Genomic DNA, 17200 nt, shown 5'->3' on the forward strand with positions numbered 1-17200 from the left:
CTTAGTGATAGTGGTTGTAATAAAGATAAAAAGAACCTTGGCGTGATTCAACGCGAAGGTTCTTTTTATAGTTAAAATTAACGGTAAATCCAGTAATTGTCATCTTCAGCCAAAAGTTCATCTGAAGCTTTGGGACCCATGGTTCCAGAAACGTAATTAGGGAATTCGGCGTGCTTTTTATCCCAAGCCCGTTGAATTGCATCAACAAACTTCCAAGAAATAGCTACACCGTTCCAGTCAGCGAAGTTTGATCCGTCACCATTCATGGCATCTTGAATCATGCGTTCGTAGGGAGCAGGGGTCTTCTCGATATCCAAGAATGAAACTTCCCATTTCATAATATCAGTCCGAGTTTTGAATTCAGAAGTAGTGTCTTTAGCATTAATACGGAATTCGATGCTGCCCTTTGGATCAATTAAGATTGAAAGGACCGGATTTTTCAATTCAATATCATCGCCAAAGATGCTTAGCCCCTTCTTGAAGACCACATCGACCCGGGTTTGCTTAGACTTCAAACGCTTTCCAGTCCGGATGTAAAACGGAACCCCATCCCAACGTGCAGAACGGAATTGCAACCGGCCAGCGACGAAGGTGTCATTTTGTGAATCAGTAGGGACACCGTCTTCATCGAGATATTTAACTTGGGATCCATCAATATTTTCACCATATTGACCACGCACAAAATTCTGTTCCACTTCTTTTTCATTGTAGATGTGCAATGAATTAAAGGCGACATTTTTAGCGGCACGGATATCTTTATCGCTAAATGAAGCAGGCTTTTCCATCGCTAACCAAGCAACGATTTGCATTGTGTGATTTTGAATCATGTCACGTAATGCGCCAGCGTCATCGTAGTAACCGGCACGTTCTTCCACACCCAAAACCTCAGATAGCGTGACTTGGATGTTTTCAATGTAGTCCTTATTCCAGGCCGCATCAAAGAGGGGGTTACCAAAACGAATTGAAGCAATATTTTGAACCATTTCTTTTCCAAGATAGTGATCAATGCGGAAAATCTGGTCTTCATCAAAGACTTCGGTTAATTGAGTATTTAACTCTTTGGCTGTCTCATAGCTGACCCCAAATGGCTTTTCAATCATCAAGCGATTAAATTCACCATTTTTAGTAACGAGGCCTTCGCTCTTAAGGTAACCGGCAATGGTCCCAAAGAAACGAGGAGCAACCGACATATAGAAAATTCGATTCCCCTTCAATTCGTATTTAGCATCAAGTTCGTTGTTTAATTTGAGCATTTCTTGATAGCCCGCCTTATTACCAACATCTAACTTGATGTAACGGAAGTGCGAGATGAAACGCTTGGCATCGTCTTCATCTTCAACCACATGGTTAATTGACTCACGGACTAAGTCGTCAAATTCAGCGTCGGTTAAATCAGCACGGGAGGTCCCAACGATGGCGAAGTGGTCTTTTAGGAACCCCTTTTTGTATAAATTGTAAACTGAGGGATACAGCTTACGCTTAGCTAGGTCTCCGGTTCCACCGAAAAATGTTAAGAGGGTAGTGATTTCTTGTGGCATTGTAAACTCCTTTATTCAATCAATGAATCGTATGACTTGATTATACCAGATTTTTCAAGAAAGCGCTTAACTAATGTAAAAGATTTTCATTGTTTTTCAGGATGTGCGAAAAAGCTGGTGGCGGCAATGGCGTTTTGCCAGCCTTGAATTAAGCTCTGACGACTGGCTGGATCCATGTTCGGGGTGAACTTACGTCCGCGAATGGAGAGTCCTTTAATGGCGTCCACTGAATCCCAGTAACCACTCGCTAATCCAGCTAAGAAAGCAGCACCCAAAGGCGTAGTGTCTTCGTATAATGAACGGTCAATTGGCAAGTTGGTAATATCTGCTTGAAATTGCATTAGATAAGGATTACGTGACACTGATCCATCCACTTTTACGGTTTTAACAGGGGTTGAGGCGTCCGCTTGCATAATATGCAAAATGTCACCAATTTGGTATGCGATAGATTGCACGGTCGCTTTAATAAAATCATCTTTATTTGTCCCACGGGTTATTCCAAAAACAGCGCCACGGGCTTGCGGATCCCAATATGGAGCCCCCAGTCCTGAGAAGGATGGGACGACATAGAGTTCATCTTTACTGGTCGAACGTTCAGCAGCTTCCCATGAATCAGGTACTTCATCAATGAGATGGAGCCCATTATTGAGCCACCGAATCGCTGATCCCGCTGTAAAAACGGAACCTTCTAGTGCGTAGATGGGCTGATCATCAATTTGGTAGGCAATCGTTGAGACGAGGTCATGGTGTGAATTAATTAACTCGGCGCCGGTGTTAAAGAGCAAAAAGGCGCCAGCTCCGTAAGTCGCTTTGACGGTTCCTGATTTAAAGCCTAATTGGCCGATCAGTCCGGCATTTTGATCACCAATGACGGCGGCGATTGGAACCGTGGCACCAAAGAAGCGCATTGGGCTCGTTTGGGCTAATTGACCGTTAGAGCGGGTTACTTGAGGAAGCATGGCGGCAGGGATATTAAATAAGGAAAGTAACTCGGAATCCCAAGTTTGCGTACGAATATTGAACAACATCGTTCGCGCCGCATTTGAAATATCCGTAATATGACTCTGATGATCAGTTAAATGCCAAATTAACCAGCTATCAACCGTCCCAAAGAGCAATTCACCTTGTTCAGCGAGTTCTTGGGCCCCCTCCACATGGTCCAAAATCCAGCGAATTTTACTAGCGGAAAAATATGCGCTAAAGGGTAATCCCGTTTTATCGCGTACCATGGTTTCAACGGCGGAGCTGGCTAGTTCATCAATTACCATCTGGGATTGAGTAGAAGACCAAACAATGGCATTATAGATAGGCTGACCAGTTGTTTTATTCCAGATAATGGTGGTTTCACGCTGACTGGCAATTCCAATTGAGTCGATGGCATCGGCTTGAATGCCAGCGTTGATCAAAGTATCGGTGATAGCAGTCTGCGTTGTGCGCCAGATAGCTTCTGGTGATTGCTCCGACCATCCCGTTTGGGGCTCAATGGGTGTGAGTGGAACGGCAGTGCTAGCAACGCGACGGGCATTTTTATTATATAAGAAAGCACGACTACCAGTGGTACCTTGGTCAATGGCTAAGATGTATTTTTGACGTTTAATGGCCATAGTAAAAAGCTCCTTTTATTGAAATAGATTAGGATGATTCATTAACATCCGTGCACCGGTTCTGCTTATGCTATAATCAGATTGGTATGCCGGTTGAAATGAGTTTCAACGAGCTGAATGTTTATGGGTCTAGTATACCAATTTTTAGTAAGGTTGCTAAACTAGATTCGAGAAATTTTTAACGTTAAATTTTTACTTTTAAGAGGGGAATCATCATGGAATCAACAGACTCACAACTTACCCCAGGACCACACGTCGAATTGAAGAGTGGGGCGCTTTATTTGGGGACGCTTTTGCAAAGTTCGGGAGCGGCAATGTTGTGGCCAATTACTACCCTATATATGCATAATCAATTGCATGAATCGATGAGTGTGGCTGGGGTGATTTTGATGTTAATTTCCTTAGCCATGATGTTTGGTAGCTATATTGGCGGTTATATGTTTGATCATTTGAATCCGTTTAGGGTCCTGATGGGCACGCTGACCGTAGCGGTGGGGTTGCTGGCTGGTATTAGTTTTTGGCATACATGGCCTGTTTTTGCGCTGTTAATGATTGTCATCGGCTTGGCTGACGGAGTTTTATACACTTTGATGAGTTCATATGCTGCGACGATTACGCGAATTGATACGCGTAAAGTCTTTAATATGAATTATTTAGCGATGAATGTGGGAGTGGTTGTTGGGACCTTGGTTGTTGGGACTTTGTTTCAACACGGAGTGCAAATGGTCTTTTTGGCAGCTCTAAGTATGTATGTAGGGTTATGGCTTTTAGCGTGGCGAACGTTTCGATTGCCCGGCTTAAAGCAACAAAATGTGCAAGAACGCACCCAAGTACAACAACATAGCTTTCGCTCTGGCAAACTGTTATATGGTTTATTGGGATTGACCTTTGCTATTTATTTTGGATATATTCTTTGGGAAAGTGTTGTGGCGACTCATATGACAGACCTTGGGTTGTCAATTCGTGATTATTCTTCATTGTGGACGATTAATGGGCTAGTCTTAATTATTGGGCAAACTGTCTTGAATCGGTATGCGGACCGTATTAAGTATCGCCAAAGCGTGTTGATCGGGGCAGCGCTTTTTGCCCTATCGTTTATCTGTTTAACTGCTGCGCGTACTTATCCGCAAATTTTAGGAACCTTTATGATTTTAACGCTGGGTGAAATGTTGGCGGCACCGCAGATTCCGGCGTGGGTCGCATCGGTTAGTGATCCCCATGCTCAAGGACATGCGCAGGGGCAAGTCATGATGGCTACTTCCTTTGGGCGCGCTTTAGGTCCGATGTTTGCTGGAATCGTGATTGATGCCACCGGATATCCCTTATTATTTTGGTTGATTGCGCTCATTATTGCTAGCTTCACCTTGTTGGTGGCTGGGCTCGCGCGCCGCACGCGTTAATTTGAATGATTGATTAAACCTGGTTGTTTTACAATTAGGTTTTTAATTTGTCATTTGGGTAACTGGTGGAGGGTCGTTCGGAAAAGTATTGTAAAGTCGCGCATAATTTAAACGTTCGTGGTATGATTGAAGGGCAAACAAGTGTAAAAGACGAACGTTAGGCAGGTAAAAAAGATGAAAACAAGACGGAGTGACCGGTTGGTTGATATGACACGGTATTTAATTGAACATCCGCGAACCTTGGTTTCGCTCACCAAATTTGCCCGGCAGTATGATTCTGCTAAATCATCTATTTCAGAAGACTTAGCGATCTTGAAACGGACTTTTTGGCAAAATGGGGTTGGCGTTTTAGAGACGGTTCCGGGGGCTGCTGGTGGGGCGCGCTTTACGCCAGTGACGCGTTTAGATGATGCTAAAATTTTTGTCGATGGATTAGTCAATGAAATTAGTGATGAAACACGGGTTCTTCCGGGAGGTTATGTTTACTTATCAGATTTACTGGGACAACCTTGGATTTTACAAAAGATTGGGCGCCTAATTGCTACCCAGTATTTAAAAGAACCGATTGATGCGGTAATGACAGCAGCAACTAAAGGGGTACCTGTAGCGCAAGCTGTGGCGAGCGCTTTGAATGTGCCATTTGTAATCGCACGTAATGATACTAAAGTGACAGAAGGACCAACGATGTCCGTTAATTATGTAACGGGTCAGGCGAAACGTTTGGAAAAGATGGAATTATCCCGGCGTTCGCTACCCATGGGATCGCGTGTTTTGATCGTCGATGATTTCATGAAAGCCGGGGGCACCATTCGTGGAATGGAGGCCTTGATTAAAGAATTTGAAGGAACCGTGGCCGGTGTGGCGGTGGTTGTGGAAGGTGAAGTCCAGCGACGAGTGATTGATGAGTATACCTCGTTAGTTCATGTGAATACCGATAAAGAGGGGGGACTTTTGGATGTGCGAGTGGGTAATTTTGCGGAAAAAATTTATGCGCAACATCCAGAATTAACGACCCCGATGGATTGAAAAAATAACATTGATTAAAAATTTAAAGTAGTAATAAATAATTAAGGAGAGAAAAAGATGGAACGTTTTAGTATTATTATGGCGGCTGGGAAAGGCACTCGCATGAAATCAGACCTACCTAAGGTGTTGCACCAAGTCGCCGGCAAGGCGATGGTTGAATTAGTTTTAGATACCATCTTGGCAGCTGGGGTTAAAGAAGTTGTGACGGTGGTGGGACACGGCGCAAAATTGGTTGCTGAACAAATTCAAGACCGCTCCCAAGTAGTCGTGCAAGCCGAACAATTAGGAACGGGTCATGCTGTTCAAATGGCGGCACCTTTGTTAGCGGAAGAATCCGGTTCAACTTTAATCGCTTCTGGGGATGCCCCTTTATTTACGCAAGCAACTTATGAACAAGCTTTTGCTGCGCATGAGGCGAGTGGGAATGCGGTGACCGTCCTAACAGCTGACACATCAAATCCATTTGGTTATGGACGTGTCATTCGGGATGCACAAGGTGCCGTTTTGCGAATTGTCGAGCAAAAAGATGCTGACGAGCAAGAAGCAGCCGTACATGAAATTAATACGGGCGTTTATGTCTTTGATAATCAACTATTGTTCCAAGCCTTGAAACTAGTAAAGAATGATAATGCGCAGGGTGAGTACTATTTGCCAGATACATTAGAAATTTTACGCAATCAAGGCCAGGTGGTTGGTGCTTATCAAATTGCTGATTTTAATGAATCTATGGGAGTGAATGATCGGGTTGCGTTGGCAAGGGCCAATCAAGTTTTGCGCGCACGCATTAATGAGCAACACATGCGCAACGGGGTAACTTTACTTGACCCAGCGACCACCTATATTGATACTGAGGTTGTAATCGGGACCGATACTGTGATTGAAGGGAATGTGGTTTTAAAGGGCCAGACTAAGCTTGGCAGTCACGTTCAGATTACAGCGGGCTCACGTTTAATTGATGCTGAGGTAGCTGATCAAGTCTGCATCGATAATTCAACGCTTGAGCAAGCACAAGTTAAAAAAGCAGCTACGATTGGACCATATGCTCACTTGCGGCCTAAGGCTCAAATTGGAGAAGCAGCTCATGTCGGAAACTTTGTAGAAGTGAAGAATGCACAATTAGGAACGAATACGAAGGTAGGACATTTGACATACGTTGGAGACGCTACATTAGGGGATGACGTTAATGTGGGTGCCGGAACCGTCTTCGTGAATTACGATGGTAAAAATAAGTTCCATACCACCGTGGGTAATCGAGCCTTTATTGGATCGAATACGAAGATTATTGCGCCAGTGACGATTGCTGAAGAAAGTATTACTGCGGCTGGGTCAACTATTACAAATGATGTACCAGTTCATGCGATGGGAATTGCCCGGGCAAAGCAAACAAATAAGGAAGATTTTTGGAAGCGTCTGCCAGTCTCTAAGAAGTTTAATCAACAATAATTGACTTTTTAAAGTTGAGAAATGTTGCTAAAAACGTTAAACTTAAATGTATAGATAAACATTTAATTAGAAAAATAAGAGTGGTCTTGGAGGAAAAAATGGCGAAATATGCAGATCCGCATTTAAAAGTATTTTCGTTGAGTGGGAACCGTCCCCTAGCAGAAAAAATTGCTGATTCAATTGGTGTTGAGTTATCAAATATTAACATTGCGCGTTTTTCAGATGGTGAAATTCAGATTAATATTGAAGAATCAGTTCGAGGAGCTAATGTATATGTCATTCAATCGACATCGGCTCCAGTTAATGATAATCTAATGGAATTATTGATTATGATTGACGCATTGCGGCGCGCAAGTGCCAAGACAATTAATGTCGTAATGCCGTACTATGGATATGCACGCCAAGATCGCAAAGCCCGTTCGCGGGAACCAATTACCGCTAAGTTAGTGGCTAATATGTTAGAAACCGTGGGTGCCACTCGCGTTTTGGCTCTTGATTTGCATGCTGCGCAGATTCAAGGCTTCTTTGATATTCCAGTTGATCATATGGCTGGGTCAGCCAAATTAGCGGATTACCTCCTAACAAGTGGTATTGCTAATGAGAATACCATTGTAGTTTCACCAGATCATGGTGGTGTAACACGCGCTCGAGCTTTGGCTGAATTATTAGGATCGAGTGAACCAATTGCGATTATTGATAAGCGCCGGCCCAAAGCTAATGTGGCTCAAATTATGAACATTATCGGGGATGTCAAAGGCAAACGGGCTATCATGATTGATGATATGATTGATACTGGTGGAACGATTGCTAAAGGCGCACAGAAGTTGAAAGATGAAGGGGCTAGTGAAGTATACGTCGTCGCGACCCACGCTGTGTTCTCAGCCGATGCGGTTGAAAATTTGCAAAATTCAGTCTTTGAAGAGGTGATTGTCACTGATTCAATTGATTTGCCAGAAGAGAAGAAATTCCCTAAGTTAGTCCAAGTGACGGTGGCTGATTTAATTGCGGAGGCGATTGTCCGAATTCATGAAAATCGCGCAGTTTCGCCAATGTTTAAGCAACGTTTTAATAGCACTAATGCAAATTAATTAATTTAAAGCTGGGCAACCGGCTTTATTTTTTTATTGAAATTGATTGAACTGGTCGAGATGATTTAAATTTGAAACTCAGGCGGATTAGTATTGTCGACCGAACTAAATGATGGTATACTAACTGAATGTGAGTGACACCAATTCATTGGTGGGCTCCTTGCCGGCATTTGGATCGGCCATAGACCAAAAGGAGGAAACTATTATGTACGAACTGACTTATATCGTTCGCCCTGACATTGATGCTGAAGCTAAAACTGCTTTGGTTGAGCGTTTTGACGCTATTTTGAAGGACAACGGAGCAACAATTGCTGAATCAAAAGATTGGGCAACACGGCGTTTTGCTTATGAGATTGCTGGATATCATGAAGGTACTTACCATGTTGTTAACTTCACTGCTGAAGATGATAAGGCGATCAACGAATTTGATCGTTTGGCTAAGATCTCAGATGACATCTTGCGTCACATGGTTGTTACACGCGAAGTTAATTCAGAAGCAAAGTAATTAACAACTTCGTTTTATTGGATTAGAATGAAAGGAGACTCTGTATGAATCGAGTGGTACTAGTTGGACGGTTGGCACGTGATGTTGAATTGCGTTATACCCAATCTGGGACAGCAGTTGGATCGTTTTCGATTGCCGTTGATCGTCGTCGTACGAACCAAAATGGGGAGCGCGAGACTGATTTTATCAATGCAACCATTTGGGCAAAAGCAGCGGAAAATTTTGCTAATTTTGTTTCAAAGGGTTCACGAGTGGCCATTGAAGGACGGCTACAAACTAGTAGTTATCAAAATCAACAAGGCCAAACGGTTTATCGTACAGAAGTCATTGTTGAAAACTTTGATTTATTAGAAACGCGCGCCGAATCGGAAGCTCGTAAAGCAAATGCAGGTGGAAATCAATATCAAGGGAATAACCAAGGTAATTTCCAATCAGCACCCGCAAATGGGAATCCGTTTGGAACGCCAAATGATAATAATACAGGCAATGTTTATAGTGGGGCTGGTAATAACAGCAGCAATGCGAGCCAAGCGCCTGCTAACAATAATACACCATTCAGTGGGGGTCAAGAAATTGACATCGCTGATGATGATCTACCATTCTAATTTGCGTCAAACAAGAATATCTTAGGAGGAATTCATCATGGTACAACAACGTCGTAATGGCGGACCTCGTCGTCGTCGGAAGGTTGACTTTATCGCAGCCAACCATATCGAGTACGTGGACTATAAGGACACAGAATTGTTGGAACGTTTCATCTCAGAACGCGGTAAGATCTTGCCACGTCGTGTCACTGGAACTTCAGCAAAGAACCAACGTAAAGTTACTACTGCAATTAAGCGGGCCCGGATTATGGGACTTTTGCCATTCGTTGCAGAAGATTAATATGAAAAACGATAACCGTAATTTAGGTTGTCGTTTTTTTGTGGTTTTGATAACGAATCGTAAGCATGTTATAATAATGTAATATTAGGGCACCGTGGAGGAGTATACATCATGAGTAAGATTTTAGTCGTGGATGATGAAAAACCGATTTCAGATATTATCAAATTTAATTTGACTAAGGAAGGTTACGATGTCGTAATCGCAATGGATGGACGAGAGGCGCTTGATAAGTTTGAGAGCGAGGGGCCGGACTTGGTTTTGTTAGATCAAATGTTACCAGAAATTGATGGGACTGAAGTGTTGCGGCAAATACGTGCAACTTCACAAGTGCCTGTCATTATGGTTACGGCTAAGGATTCTGAGATTGATAAGGTACTGGGACTTGAGATGGGGGCGGATGATTATGTTACCAAGCCTTTTTCAAATCGGGAACTTTTGGCGCGCATTAAAGCAAACTTGCGACGTCGGGATGCCACTGGTTCTGCAACAGCAGAAGACCATGATTCAGATGAAATTCGCATTGGTGATTTGGTGATTCATCCTGAGGCTTACATGGTGACCAAAGACGGCAAAGACATTGAGTTAACCCATCGCGAATTTGAGTTATTATCCCATTTAGCTAAGCATATTGGACAAGTGATGACTCGTGATGATTTGCTACAAACGGTGTGGGGCTTTGATTATTTTGGGGATGTGCGCACGGTCGACGTAACGGTGCGTCGGATTCGAGAAAAGATTGAAGATACCCCGAGCCATCCCCAAGTTTTAATGACGCGACGCGGGGTCGGGTATTACTTAAAGAATAATGATGATTAAAATGGCTGACTGAAACGATTGATCCTAAAAGGACCAGTCGTTTTTTAGTAGTAGGTTCTGCTATAATTGAAAGCGGATATTAAAACACTAGGTTAGAGGCCTGGTGAACAGGAAATGAGGGTTAGTTGTGCCTAAAAAGATTAAATTTTTCTCGTCAATTTATTTTAAAAATGCATTAGTTTTTGCGTTAACTTTATTGGTGACGTTAGAAGTAATCGGGGTCTTTTTTATAAAACAATTGGAACGCTCGAGCCTGACTAGCTTTCGGCAACAAATTGGATTGCCAGCCTATGTGACGGATCAATTAACGCAACAGTTGTCCGGGAAAAAGACATCAGAAAGTAATGCAAATATTCATAACACACTTTCGACCGTCAACAATGTGATGATTAGTGAGATTGAAGTTATTGATACGAAGGGCATTGTACGTGGGACTAGTGATATTAATAACCAAGATTTGGTGGGTCAAAAATCAATGGACCGCAGCTTACGCGCGGCAGCCTTAAATCAAAATTATACTAAAAGTCGAATCGAACAAGTTGGTGGGACACGGTATCAATTGGTTGTGACGCCCCTAATTAATGATGACAGCGGGAATGGTCAAACAGTTGGGGCCCTTTTGGTCAAGGGAAATTTGGAAAGCGTCTATGATAATTTGAAGCGCATTGCTTTAATTTTCCTTTCGGCTACTTTTATGGCCCTTATTTTAGGGGTTGCGATGGCCTTGGTGATTGCCCGGGCGCTGACTAAGCCGATTTCTGATATCAGTGAACGAACGGTACGAATTGCGGAAGGTGATTACGCGGGTAGTTTGTCGATTAAAGCCAATGATGAAATTGGGCAATTAGCTGAAAATGTTAATTTGTTAGCTCAGAGGATTGAAGAGACTACCAACTCGCAAGAATTGGAACGCCAGCGGTTGGACTCAGTCTTAGAACACATGACAGATGGTGTGATTGCAGCTGACCGGCGGGGTACGATTAATTTAATTAATCCGGCTGCTTTAAAAATGTTGCGCGTTAGTGATGAAAATTTCGTGTTAGGGAAATATGTCTTAGACGTTTTGCGCTTGAGTAGTTACTACCAATTACGAGAATTTTTCGAAAATAAGGATAATATCCTTTTGAATTTTAGTGATGATCAAACAGATGAAATTTTGAAAGTTAATAGTGCTCAGATTCAACGTGAGTCAGGTTTTATTTCAGGAATGGTCATTGTGTTGCATGACGTGACGGAGGAACAACGGACAAATGCTGAACGGCGCCAATTTGTTTCCAATGTTTCGCACGAATTGCGCACGCCGCTGACCTCAGTTAAATCATATATTGATGCGCTGCAAGAAGGGGCCGTTGATGATCCAGAATTAGCTCCTCAATTCTTAAAAGTGGTGCAGTCGGAAACAGAACGTATGATTAATATGATTAACGACCTATTGGAATTGTCACGGATGGACCGGGGCACGAATAATTTAGAGTTAGAATCAGTGAGTCTTGGTGCCCTCTTTAATTATGTCTTAGATCGATTTGATATGATTATTAGCGGTCGCAAGCCGGATCAAAAACGATATACGATTAAGCGGGAAATTCCAGAAACGGCCATATGGGTCGAAATTGATCCATCTAAGTTTACCCAAGTCTTAGATAATTTAATTAATAATGCGATTAAGTATTCACCAGATGGCGGTGTCATAACGGCGGCAATGGTGATTGAAACACAGGAAGTTATTATTGCGATAAGTGATCAAGGATTAGGAATTCCCGCCAAGGATTTGGGTCGGGTGTTTGACCGATTTTTCCGCGTTGATAAAGCTCGCTCGCGCGCACAGGGTGGGACGGGGCTAGGTTTGGCAATTGCTAAAGAAATTGTCGAATCCCTACACGGTCGGATTTGGGTTGAATCAAAAGAAGGTCAAGGTTCGACCTTTAAGATTGCATTGCCGTATACTTTAGAAGCGGATTTGGAGGATGATTGGGGGGAACTGGATGCATTGGAAGGAGAAGCTTAAAACGGGCCACCATGAAGGCTGGCCAATGTTATTTCTGGGCATTTTAGTATTATTAAGTCTATTGCTCTCGGGATGGATTTGGGTCCAAAAAGTTAACCAAAAAGGAATTAATCCCATTACGCAAAAAAATGAAACAGCGTCGGTGGCAACGCGCGATGCTAACCTAAGTCAATTGTTGATTGTCAATCAAGCTGGAGTGCCTTACCTTGTCGATGATGGGCGTTCCGATTTAACCAAAATCATTAATATTATGAGTAATTGGCAGCTGGGGAAACCCGAGGTGCATAAGTATACGCCGCAGAAATTTGTGCAGGAGATGAAGCGCCCGGATACGATTTTGATGGCTTATGCCAATCCTGTGTCTGGAAATTTAGTCGGTAAAACTTTTGGTGATAAAATGTTTATGGCCGGTGTGGACGGCGTCAAATATATTCAGTTATCCACGACAGACCAGGATAAAAATATTCAATTCTTTGATGAAGGACGGCGTAAAATTTATCGTTTTCCGTTGGTGCAAAGTAGCGACAAAATTAAACGCATGAAATTAAATGCGGAACGCGGACGGGTTGATTTAACATATCAAAAATATCAAGTACATTTAACGCGTTTGGAACCCACCAAGGTTAAAATTCGTTCATATTTGATTGAAACCGAGACCCCGGATAATGTGGCTAATCGACTTTTTGATGAAAAAGAATATACTCAGCATCAAGATGATGAAAAGCAGCAAGGTATTTATAATGATGGAACCCGCCGGCAACTGATTGATGACAAGCTGCATGGCTGCTATCGTTATGATTATTATCCGAAGCAAAAGGTTCCGATGAATCAATTTGATAAACGAAGTGACTTGGCCAATCAATTAATCAATGAAGTTTATAATGATGAAAGTATGCCATACGTTAGCCATTATGGTGAAGGGAATACTATAGTTTACCGCCCCTATATTGATAATTTACCAGTTTTTAGTGATGAAGATTATGGCGTTTTGAAGTTTAATCTTTTAAATAACCAACATTTGCAGATTGATTTTTCAAAATATGTCTTAAGAGTGCCCTTACCGGCCTCTAAGAATCGCGAAGTGACAATGGGGTCTTGGCCTGGCGTCAAGCAACAATTGGTCAATGCGAATTTTGATGTTACGCAAATTCAGGATTGGGTGTTGGGCTATGAATGGAGCGGTGATGAAAAGCACCAAGTAGCTAATCTTGAACCACATTGGTTTATTCAATTGAAGGATGGTGAATGGTACCCAGTCGAAACGTATTTGAAAGGGGCATAAGATGGATTTAAAAAAAGTTATCCGTGTTTTTATTTTAATTTTCATCTTAATTGACTTTTTTTAGGAGGTCAGATTGTGCAAAGAGCTATTCAAAATCGGCATAATGAAGGCGCCGGGGCAACACTAAGTAATATGGACCTTGATAATATTAGTTATGGTAAATTAAGTCAAGCGCGGTCGGTTGGTGATTATTTAGGCGGCAATTATGATTTGGACACTTGGGCTGTAAGCCAAGCACGCCAAGACTTAACCGCTGTCAAAACGGTAAATCATGCTGATAAGCAAATTTTGACGGCTGAGCTAAAACAGCCCCGACAGCTTTCTAAAAATGTCTTACAACAACGGCAACAACTGAAAAGACTCTTACAAGACCCCAAATATTTTATTCATGGTGACCAATACGCTTATAATGAGAATGTGACACATGTTTTGAATCGAAATAAAAATTTTGATATGATTTTATGCTTTCAACAAAAGCTCTTACAAGATGATCAAACAATGGGCTCAGTCGGACGTTTGGAGCTGATTTTAAATCAAAAGCATCAGCTGGTCGGTTATCGGCAAAGTTATGTACAAAATGTTCAGAAATTACGAAATCCCGTTGAAACTATCTCGCAAGAGGCGGCCGTGATTGCATTGTATCAGAATAATGAATTGCCAAATGGTTCGAAAATTATTTGGAGTCAATTGAACTATGGTCGTTTAATGGTGGTCAATCATGATGTGGTCATGGTCCCCATTTGGTTTGTAGCAGTTCAAGATGGCGCCAAGCAGACGGTACTAAAAGTCAATGCGATTGATGGTACATTGATTAAGTAAGTTATGAAAAGTAGAAAAGAGGGAAATTGTGGCAGACGATTTTAAAGTTTCAATGTTAGCTTCAGGGAGTTCAGGCAATGTTACTTATATTGAAACACCCGAACATAAAGTTTTAGTTGATGCCGGATTGAGCGGGAAGAAAATTGAAAGTTTGATGCAATCGATTGGTCGGTCACTTACCGATGTCGATAAAATGTTTATTACACACGAACACACGGATCACTTAAAAGGGGTCGGCGTCTTAGCCCGAAAGTATAAGATGGAAGTTTATGCGAATGAAGGGACTTGGGCGGCCATGGATGGGAAGGTCGGCGTGATTCCAGAAGATCAGAAACGAATCTTTGCGCCGAATTCAACCCAGTTGTTTGATGATTTGGACGTCGAAAGTTATCAAGTTTCCCATGATGCAGCTGATCCTCAGTTCTATGCCTTCCATCATAATAATAAAACGTTTGCGATGTTAACCGACACTGGTTATGTGAGCGAACGAGTGGCGGCGATGTTGCGCAATGCGGATGCAATTTTAATGGAAGCGAATCATGACGTTGAAATGCTGCGCTATGGTTCATATGCTTGGAGTTTAAAGCAGCGTATTTTGGGAGATGAAGGACATTTGTCCAATGATGATGGTGCCGAGAATTTAGCCCAAGTGATTGGTCAACGGACGAAACAAATTTATTTAGGGCATCTCAGTCAAGAAAATAATCAAATTCCGCTAGCACATTTAACGGTGGAACAAATTTTACAAGCATATGATTTAAATGTAGGTCGTGATTTTGCTTTGTTAGATACGCACCCAGATCGGGCCACCGTATTGACCCAGTTGTAAATTTTTCCAGCGCTCAACTGGCGATCTTTAAGTCAACCTTAAGTCCAATTCGTTAAAGTAAAGTTATCATAAAAATGAATGAGGTATTGCTTATGAAATTCAAGCATCAAAATTCAAATCAAGAACGCATAATTTTAATTGCATTGATTGCTGGATTAGTCGGTGGTGGAATCGGTGCTTATGGGGTTCAATATCTGGAGAATCGGAATCCAGAAACTACCACGGGCAAAACGACGCCGGTGCAAGTGACTGATTCTAATGCAAAAGGGACTAATCAGGCGACCAAGGCGTTTAATCAAACTTCGGCAACCGTTGTTTCCGTGATTAATTTACAAAAACAAACTTCTTCTGGATGGGATTGGTTTAGCAATGTGAATAAAGACAATGATGATAGCGGTAATTTAATTAAAGCTTCAGAAGGCTCTGGAGTGATTTACAAAAAAGCGAATAATGATGCTTACATTGTTACGAATAATCACGTGGTGGAAGGCTCAAATGCTGTACAGGTGCTTTTGAGTAATGGAACTAAGTTAAATGCTAGTGTGGTTGGGACGGACAAAACTTCTGATCTAGCGGTTTTGAAAGTTAAAGCAGACAAAGTTTCCAAAGTGGCTGAATTTGCTAATTCAAATGAGGTCCAAACGGGTGAGTCAGTTTTGGCCATTGGGTCACCACTGGGTTCAGATTATGCGACTTCAGTAACCGAGGGAATTATTTCCGCCACAAAGCGGGAAGTTCAATCTACCGATGAATCGGGAAATTCACTTGGAAAAGCGACCGTTATGCAAACCGATGCGGCTATTAATCCTGGAAATTCAGGTGGCGCTTTGATTAATATGGCTGGTCAAGTGATTGGGATTAATTCAATGAAGTTGGCTAGTTCCAGTTCCGGCACGGAGGTTGAAGGAATGGGCTTTGCAATCCCTTCAAATATTGTGGTAAATATTATTAATCAGCTTGAAAAGAACGGTAAAGTTGAGCGCCCAGTGTTAGGGATTCAAATGGTTGACTTATCACGAGTTTCAATTGCCGATCAAGAAAGCCGTCTGAAGTTATCAACGGATACGAATGCCGGGGTAGTACTATTGAAGGTTGAAAGTGATAGTCCGGCTGCCAACGCTGGTTTGCAAAAGTATGATGTCATAACGAAGGCCGATGGTAAAGATATTCAAAATTCCAGTGATTTACAAGGAGTTATTAACGCGCATAAAGTTGGCGACACAATTGATATAACTTATTATCGTGATGGTAATCGTCAAAATGTTGAGGTTAAATTTTAAATGTGGGTACGCTAAGATTTATGTTTAAAGATTATCCTTTCAAAGTACAAAATCAGGTCGATTTTTATATGAAATTCACAAAATAAAAGTGTAAAATATAAATTGTTCACAAGATATTTCGTGAATTTCATTACTCTCCAAAGTAAATGAAGATTATATAAATTAGGATATCCTGATAATTATAGTCAAATGTATAGTTCACTAACTGTACAAGGCACGGTCGCTCCCCCCTCTTGCGATCGTGTTTTTTTAATTGATTAAAAATCGGCGCGTATAAAAACTGTCCATGGCTGAGTTGATCTCATTCCATGGACAGTTTTTAAAATATGCTAATGAATGGGGCTTTAAAAACTAACGGGGTTGGTAGATTAAGTGAAAAGTGTAATTACCGACTAATTGTTGATTTTGAAAAAGCTGGTAACGTGTCTTAATTTCACCGCTACTAATATCTGATGCCATAGAAAAATCCAAATTATTTGTTTTAACTTCTAGGGGTAATAAGCCAAGCGGGGTCTGGTAATGGACCTTTGTGAGGCGTTTTGGATTTAAGACCAAGTTAAGTTGCGATTGCCCTTGGCGATTGAGATGCATCAAGTTGTTTTTTGGTTCTAGCTTGATTAAGATAGGCGTTTTAACGGGGACTGATTCACTGAAACGTAAATACAAGTGGTCGTTTTTTT

The 17200-nt window shown here is 41.9% G+C and carries 16 protein-coding genes; 13 read left to right on the top strand and 3 right to left on the bottom strand.

Going from position 1 to position 17200, the window contains the following annotated elements:
* Positions 1-77: 77 nt before the first annotated feature.
* Positions 78-1538 carry a glucose-6-phosphate dehydrogenase gene (zwf, locus tag ACJQWY_RS04440; RefSeq protein ID WP_407076543.1) on the bottom strand — a complete coding sequence of 487 codons (1461 nt, stop codon included), beginning with the start codon at positions 1536-1538 and terminating at the stop codon, positions 78-80.
* Between the two features lie 86 nt (positions 1539-1624).
* Positions 1625-3142 carry a glycerol kinase GlpK gene (glpK, locus tag ACJQWY_RS04445; protein ID WP_407076544.1) on the bottom strand — a complete coding sequence of 506 codons (1518 nt, stop codon included), beginning with the start codon at positions 3140-3142 and terminating at the stop codon, positions 1625-1627.
* 215 nt (positions 3143-3357) lie between these two features.
* On the opposite strand from glpK, the gene ACJQWY_RS04450 reads away from it, so the two are divergent.
* From ACJQWY_RS04450 to ACJQWY_RS04510, 13 genes are all read left to right on the top strand, one after another.
* The gene (locus tag ACJQWY_RS04450) at positions 3358-4542 is read left to right on the top strand and encodes an MFS transporter (RefSeq protein ID WP_407076545.1); all 1185 of its coding nucleotides are present in this window, start codon (positions 3358-3360) and stop codon (positions 4540-4542) included.
* A gap of 174 nt (positions 4543-4716) precedes the next feature.
* Positions 4717-5568, top strand: a complete 852-nt coding sequence (gene purR / locus ACJQWY_RS04455) for a pur operon repressor (RefSeq protein ID WP_407076546.1) — start codon at positions 4717-4719, stop codon at positions 5566-5568.
* 57 nt (positions 5569-5625) lie between these two features.
* Positions 5626-7011: a bifunctional UDP-N-acetylglucosamine diphosphorylase/glucosamine-1-phosphate N-acetyltransferase GlmU gene (glmU, locus tag ACJQWY_RS04460; protein WP_407076547.1), complete on the top strand. Its 1386-nt coding sequence runs from the start codon at positions 5626-5628 to the stop codon at positions 7009-7011.
* Positions 7012-7109: 98 nt separating this feature from the next.
* The gene (locus ACJQWY_RS04465) at positions 7110-8099 is read left to right on the top strand and encodes a ribose-phosphate diphosphokinase (protein WP_407076548.1); all 990 of its coding nucleotides are present in this window, start codon (positions 7110-7112) and stop codon (positions 8097-8099) included.
* Between the two features lie 205 nt (positions 8100-8304).
* Positions 8305-8604, top strand: a complete 300-nt coding sequence (rpsF, locus tag ACJQWY_RS04470) for a 30S ribosomal protein S6 (protein ID WP_407076549.1) — start codon at positions 8305-8307, stop codon at positions 8602-8604.
* 44 nt (positions 8605-8648) lie between these two features.
* Entirely contained in the window at positions 8649-9209 is a 561-nt protein-coding gene (locus tag ACJQWY_RS04475) for a single-stranded DNA-binding protein (protein ID WP_407076550.1), read from the top strand.
* Positions 9210-9246: 37 nt separating this feature from the next.
* Positions 9247-9489, top strand: coding sequence for a 30S ribosomal protein S18 (gene rpsR / locus ACJQWY_RS04480; RefSeq protein WP_407076551.1), 243 nt, complete (start codon positions 9247-9249; stop codon positions 9487-9489).
* 111 nt (positions 9490-9600) lie between these two features.
* Complete coding sequence (gene yycF / locus ACJQWY_RS04485; protein WP_407076552.1) at positions 9601-10305, top strand: response regulator YycF; 705 nt, start codon at positions 9601-9603, stop codon at positions 10303-10305.
* Positions 10306-10432: 127 nt separating this feature from the next.
* A complete protein-coding gene (walK, locus tag ACJQWY_RS04490; protein ID WP_407076553.1) occupies positions 10433-12310 on the top strand; it encodes a cell wall metabolism sensor histidine kinase WalK in 1878 nt (625 codons plus the stop codon).
* Positions 12288-13592, top strand: coding sequence for a two-component system activity regulator YycH (gene yycH, locus ACJQWY_RS04495; RefSeq protein ID WP_407076554.1), 1305 nt, complete (start codon positions 12288-12290; stop codon positions 13590-13592). Before walK ends, yycH begins: the two co-directional genes overlap by 23 nt.
* A gap of 75 nt (positions 13593-13667) precedes the next feature.
* Complete coding sequence (gene yycI, locus ACJQWY_RS04500; RefSeq protein ID WP_407076555.1) at positions 13668-14411, top strand: two-component system regulatory protein YycI; 744 nt, start codon at positions 13668-13670, stop codon at positions 14409-14411.
* Between the two features lie 28 nt (positions 14412-14439).
* Positions 14440-15240 carry an MBL fold metallo-hydrolase gene (locus ACJQWY_RS04505; RefSeq protein WP_407076556.1) on the top strand — a complete coding sequence of 267 codons (801 nt, stop codon included), beginning with the start codon at positions 14440-14442 and terminating at the stop codon, positions 15238-15240.
* A gap of 92 nt (positions 15241-15332) precedes the next feature.
* The gene (locus tag ACJQWY_RS04510; RefSeq protein WP_407076557.1) at positions 15333-16520 is read left to right on the top strand and encodes a S1C family serine protease; all 1188 of its coding nucleotides are present in this window, start codon (positions 15333-15335) and stop codon (positions 16518-16520) included.
* A 351-nt stretch (positions 16521-16871) separates the two neighbouring features.
* Here ACJQWY_RS04510 and ACJQWY_RS04515 read toward each other — a convergent pair.
* The coding region (locus ACJQWY_RS04515; protein WP_407076558.1) for a YwiB family protein at positions 16872-17200 on the bottom strand (329 nt) is incomplete at its 5' end.

It is taken from the genome of Weissella kandleri (genome assembly GCF_045504165.1).
GTDB lineage: Bacteria > Bacillota > Bacilli > Lactobacillales > Lactobacillaceae > Weissella > Weissella kandleri_A.

Excerpts from the sequence above, each read along its gene's own strand:
- zwf (WP_407076543.1), bottom strand. The coding sequence starts at position 1,538 with ATGCCACAAGAAATCACTACCCTCTTAACATTTTTCGGTGGAACCGGA.
- glpK (WP_407076544.1), bottom strand. The coding sequence starts at position 3,142 with ATGGCCATTAAACGTCAAAAATACATCTTAGCCATTGACCAAGGTACC.
- ACJQWY_RS04450 (WP_407076545.1), top strand. The coding sequence starts at position 3,358 with ATGGAATCAACAGACTCACAACTTACCCCAGGACCACACGTCGAATTG.
- purR (WP_407076546.1), top strand. The coding sequence starts at position 4,717 with ATGAAAACAAGACGGAGTGACCGGTTGGTTGATATGACACGGTATTTA.
- glmU (WP_407076547.1), top strand. The coding sequence starts at position 5,626 with ATGGAACGTTTTAGTATTATTATGGCGGCTGGGAAAGGCACTCGCATG.
- ACJQWY_RS04465 (WP_407076548.1), top strand. The coding sequence starts at position 7,110 with ATGGCGAAATATGCAGATCCGCATTTAAAAGTATTTTCGTTGAGTGGG.
- rpsF (WP_407076549.1), top strand. The coding sequence starts at position 8,305 with ATGTACGAACTGACTTATATCGTTCGCCCTGACATTGATGCTGAAGCT.
- ACJQWY_RS04475 (WP_407076550.1), top strand. The coding sequence starts at position 8,649 with ATGAATCGAGTGGTACTAGTTGGACGGTTGGCACGTGATGTTGAATTG.
- rpsR (WP_407076551.1), top strand. The coding sequence starts at position 9,247 with ATGGTACAACAACGTCGTAATGGCGGACCTCGTCGTCGTCGGAAGGTT.
- yycF (WP_407076552.1), top strand. The coding sequence starts at position 9,601 with ATGAGTAAGATTTTAGTCGTGGATGATGAAAAACCGATTTCAGATATT.
- yycH (WP_407076554.1), top strand. The coding sequence starts at position 12,288 with ATGCATTGGAAGGAGAAGCTTAAAACGGGCCACCATGAAGGCTGGCCA.
- ACJQWY_RS04510 (WP_407076557.1), top strand. The coding sequence starts at position 15,333 with ATGAAATTCAAGCATCAAAATTCAAATCAAGAACGCATAATTTTAATT.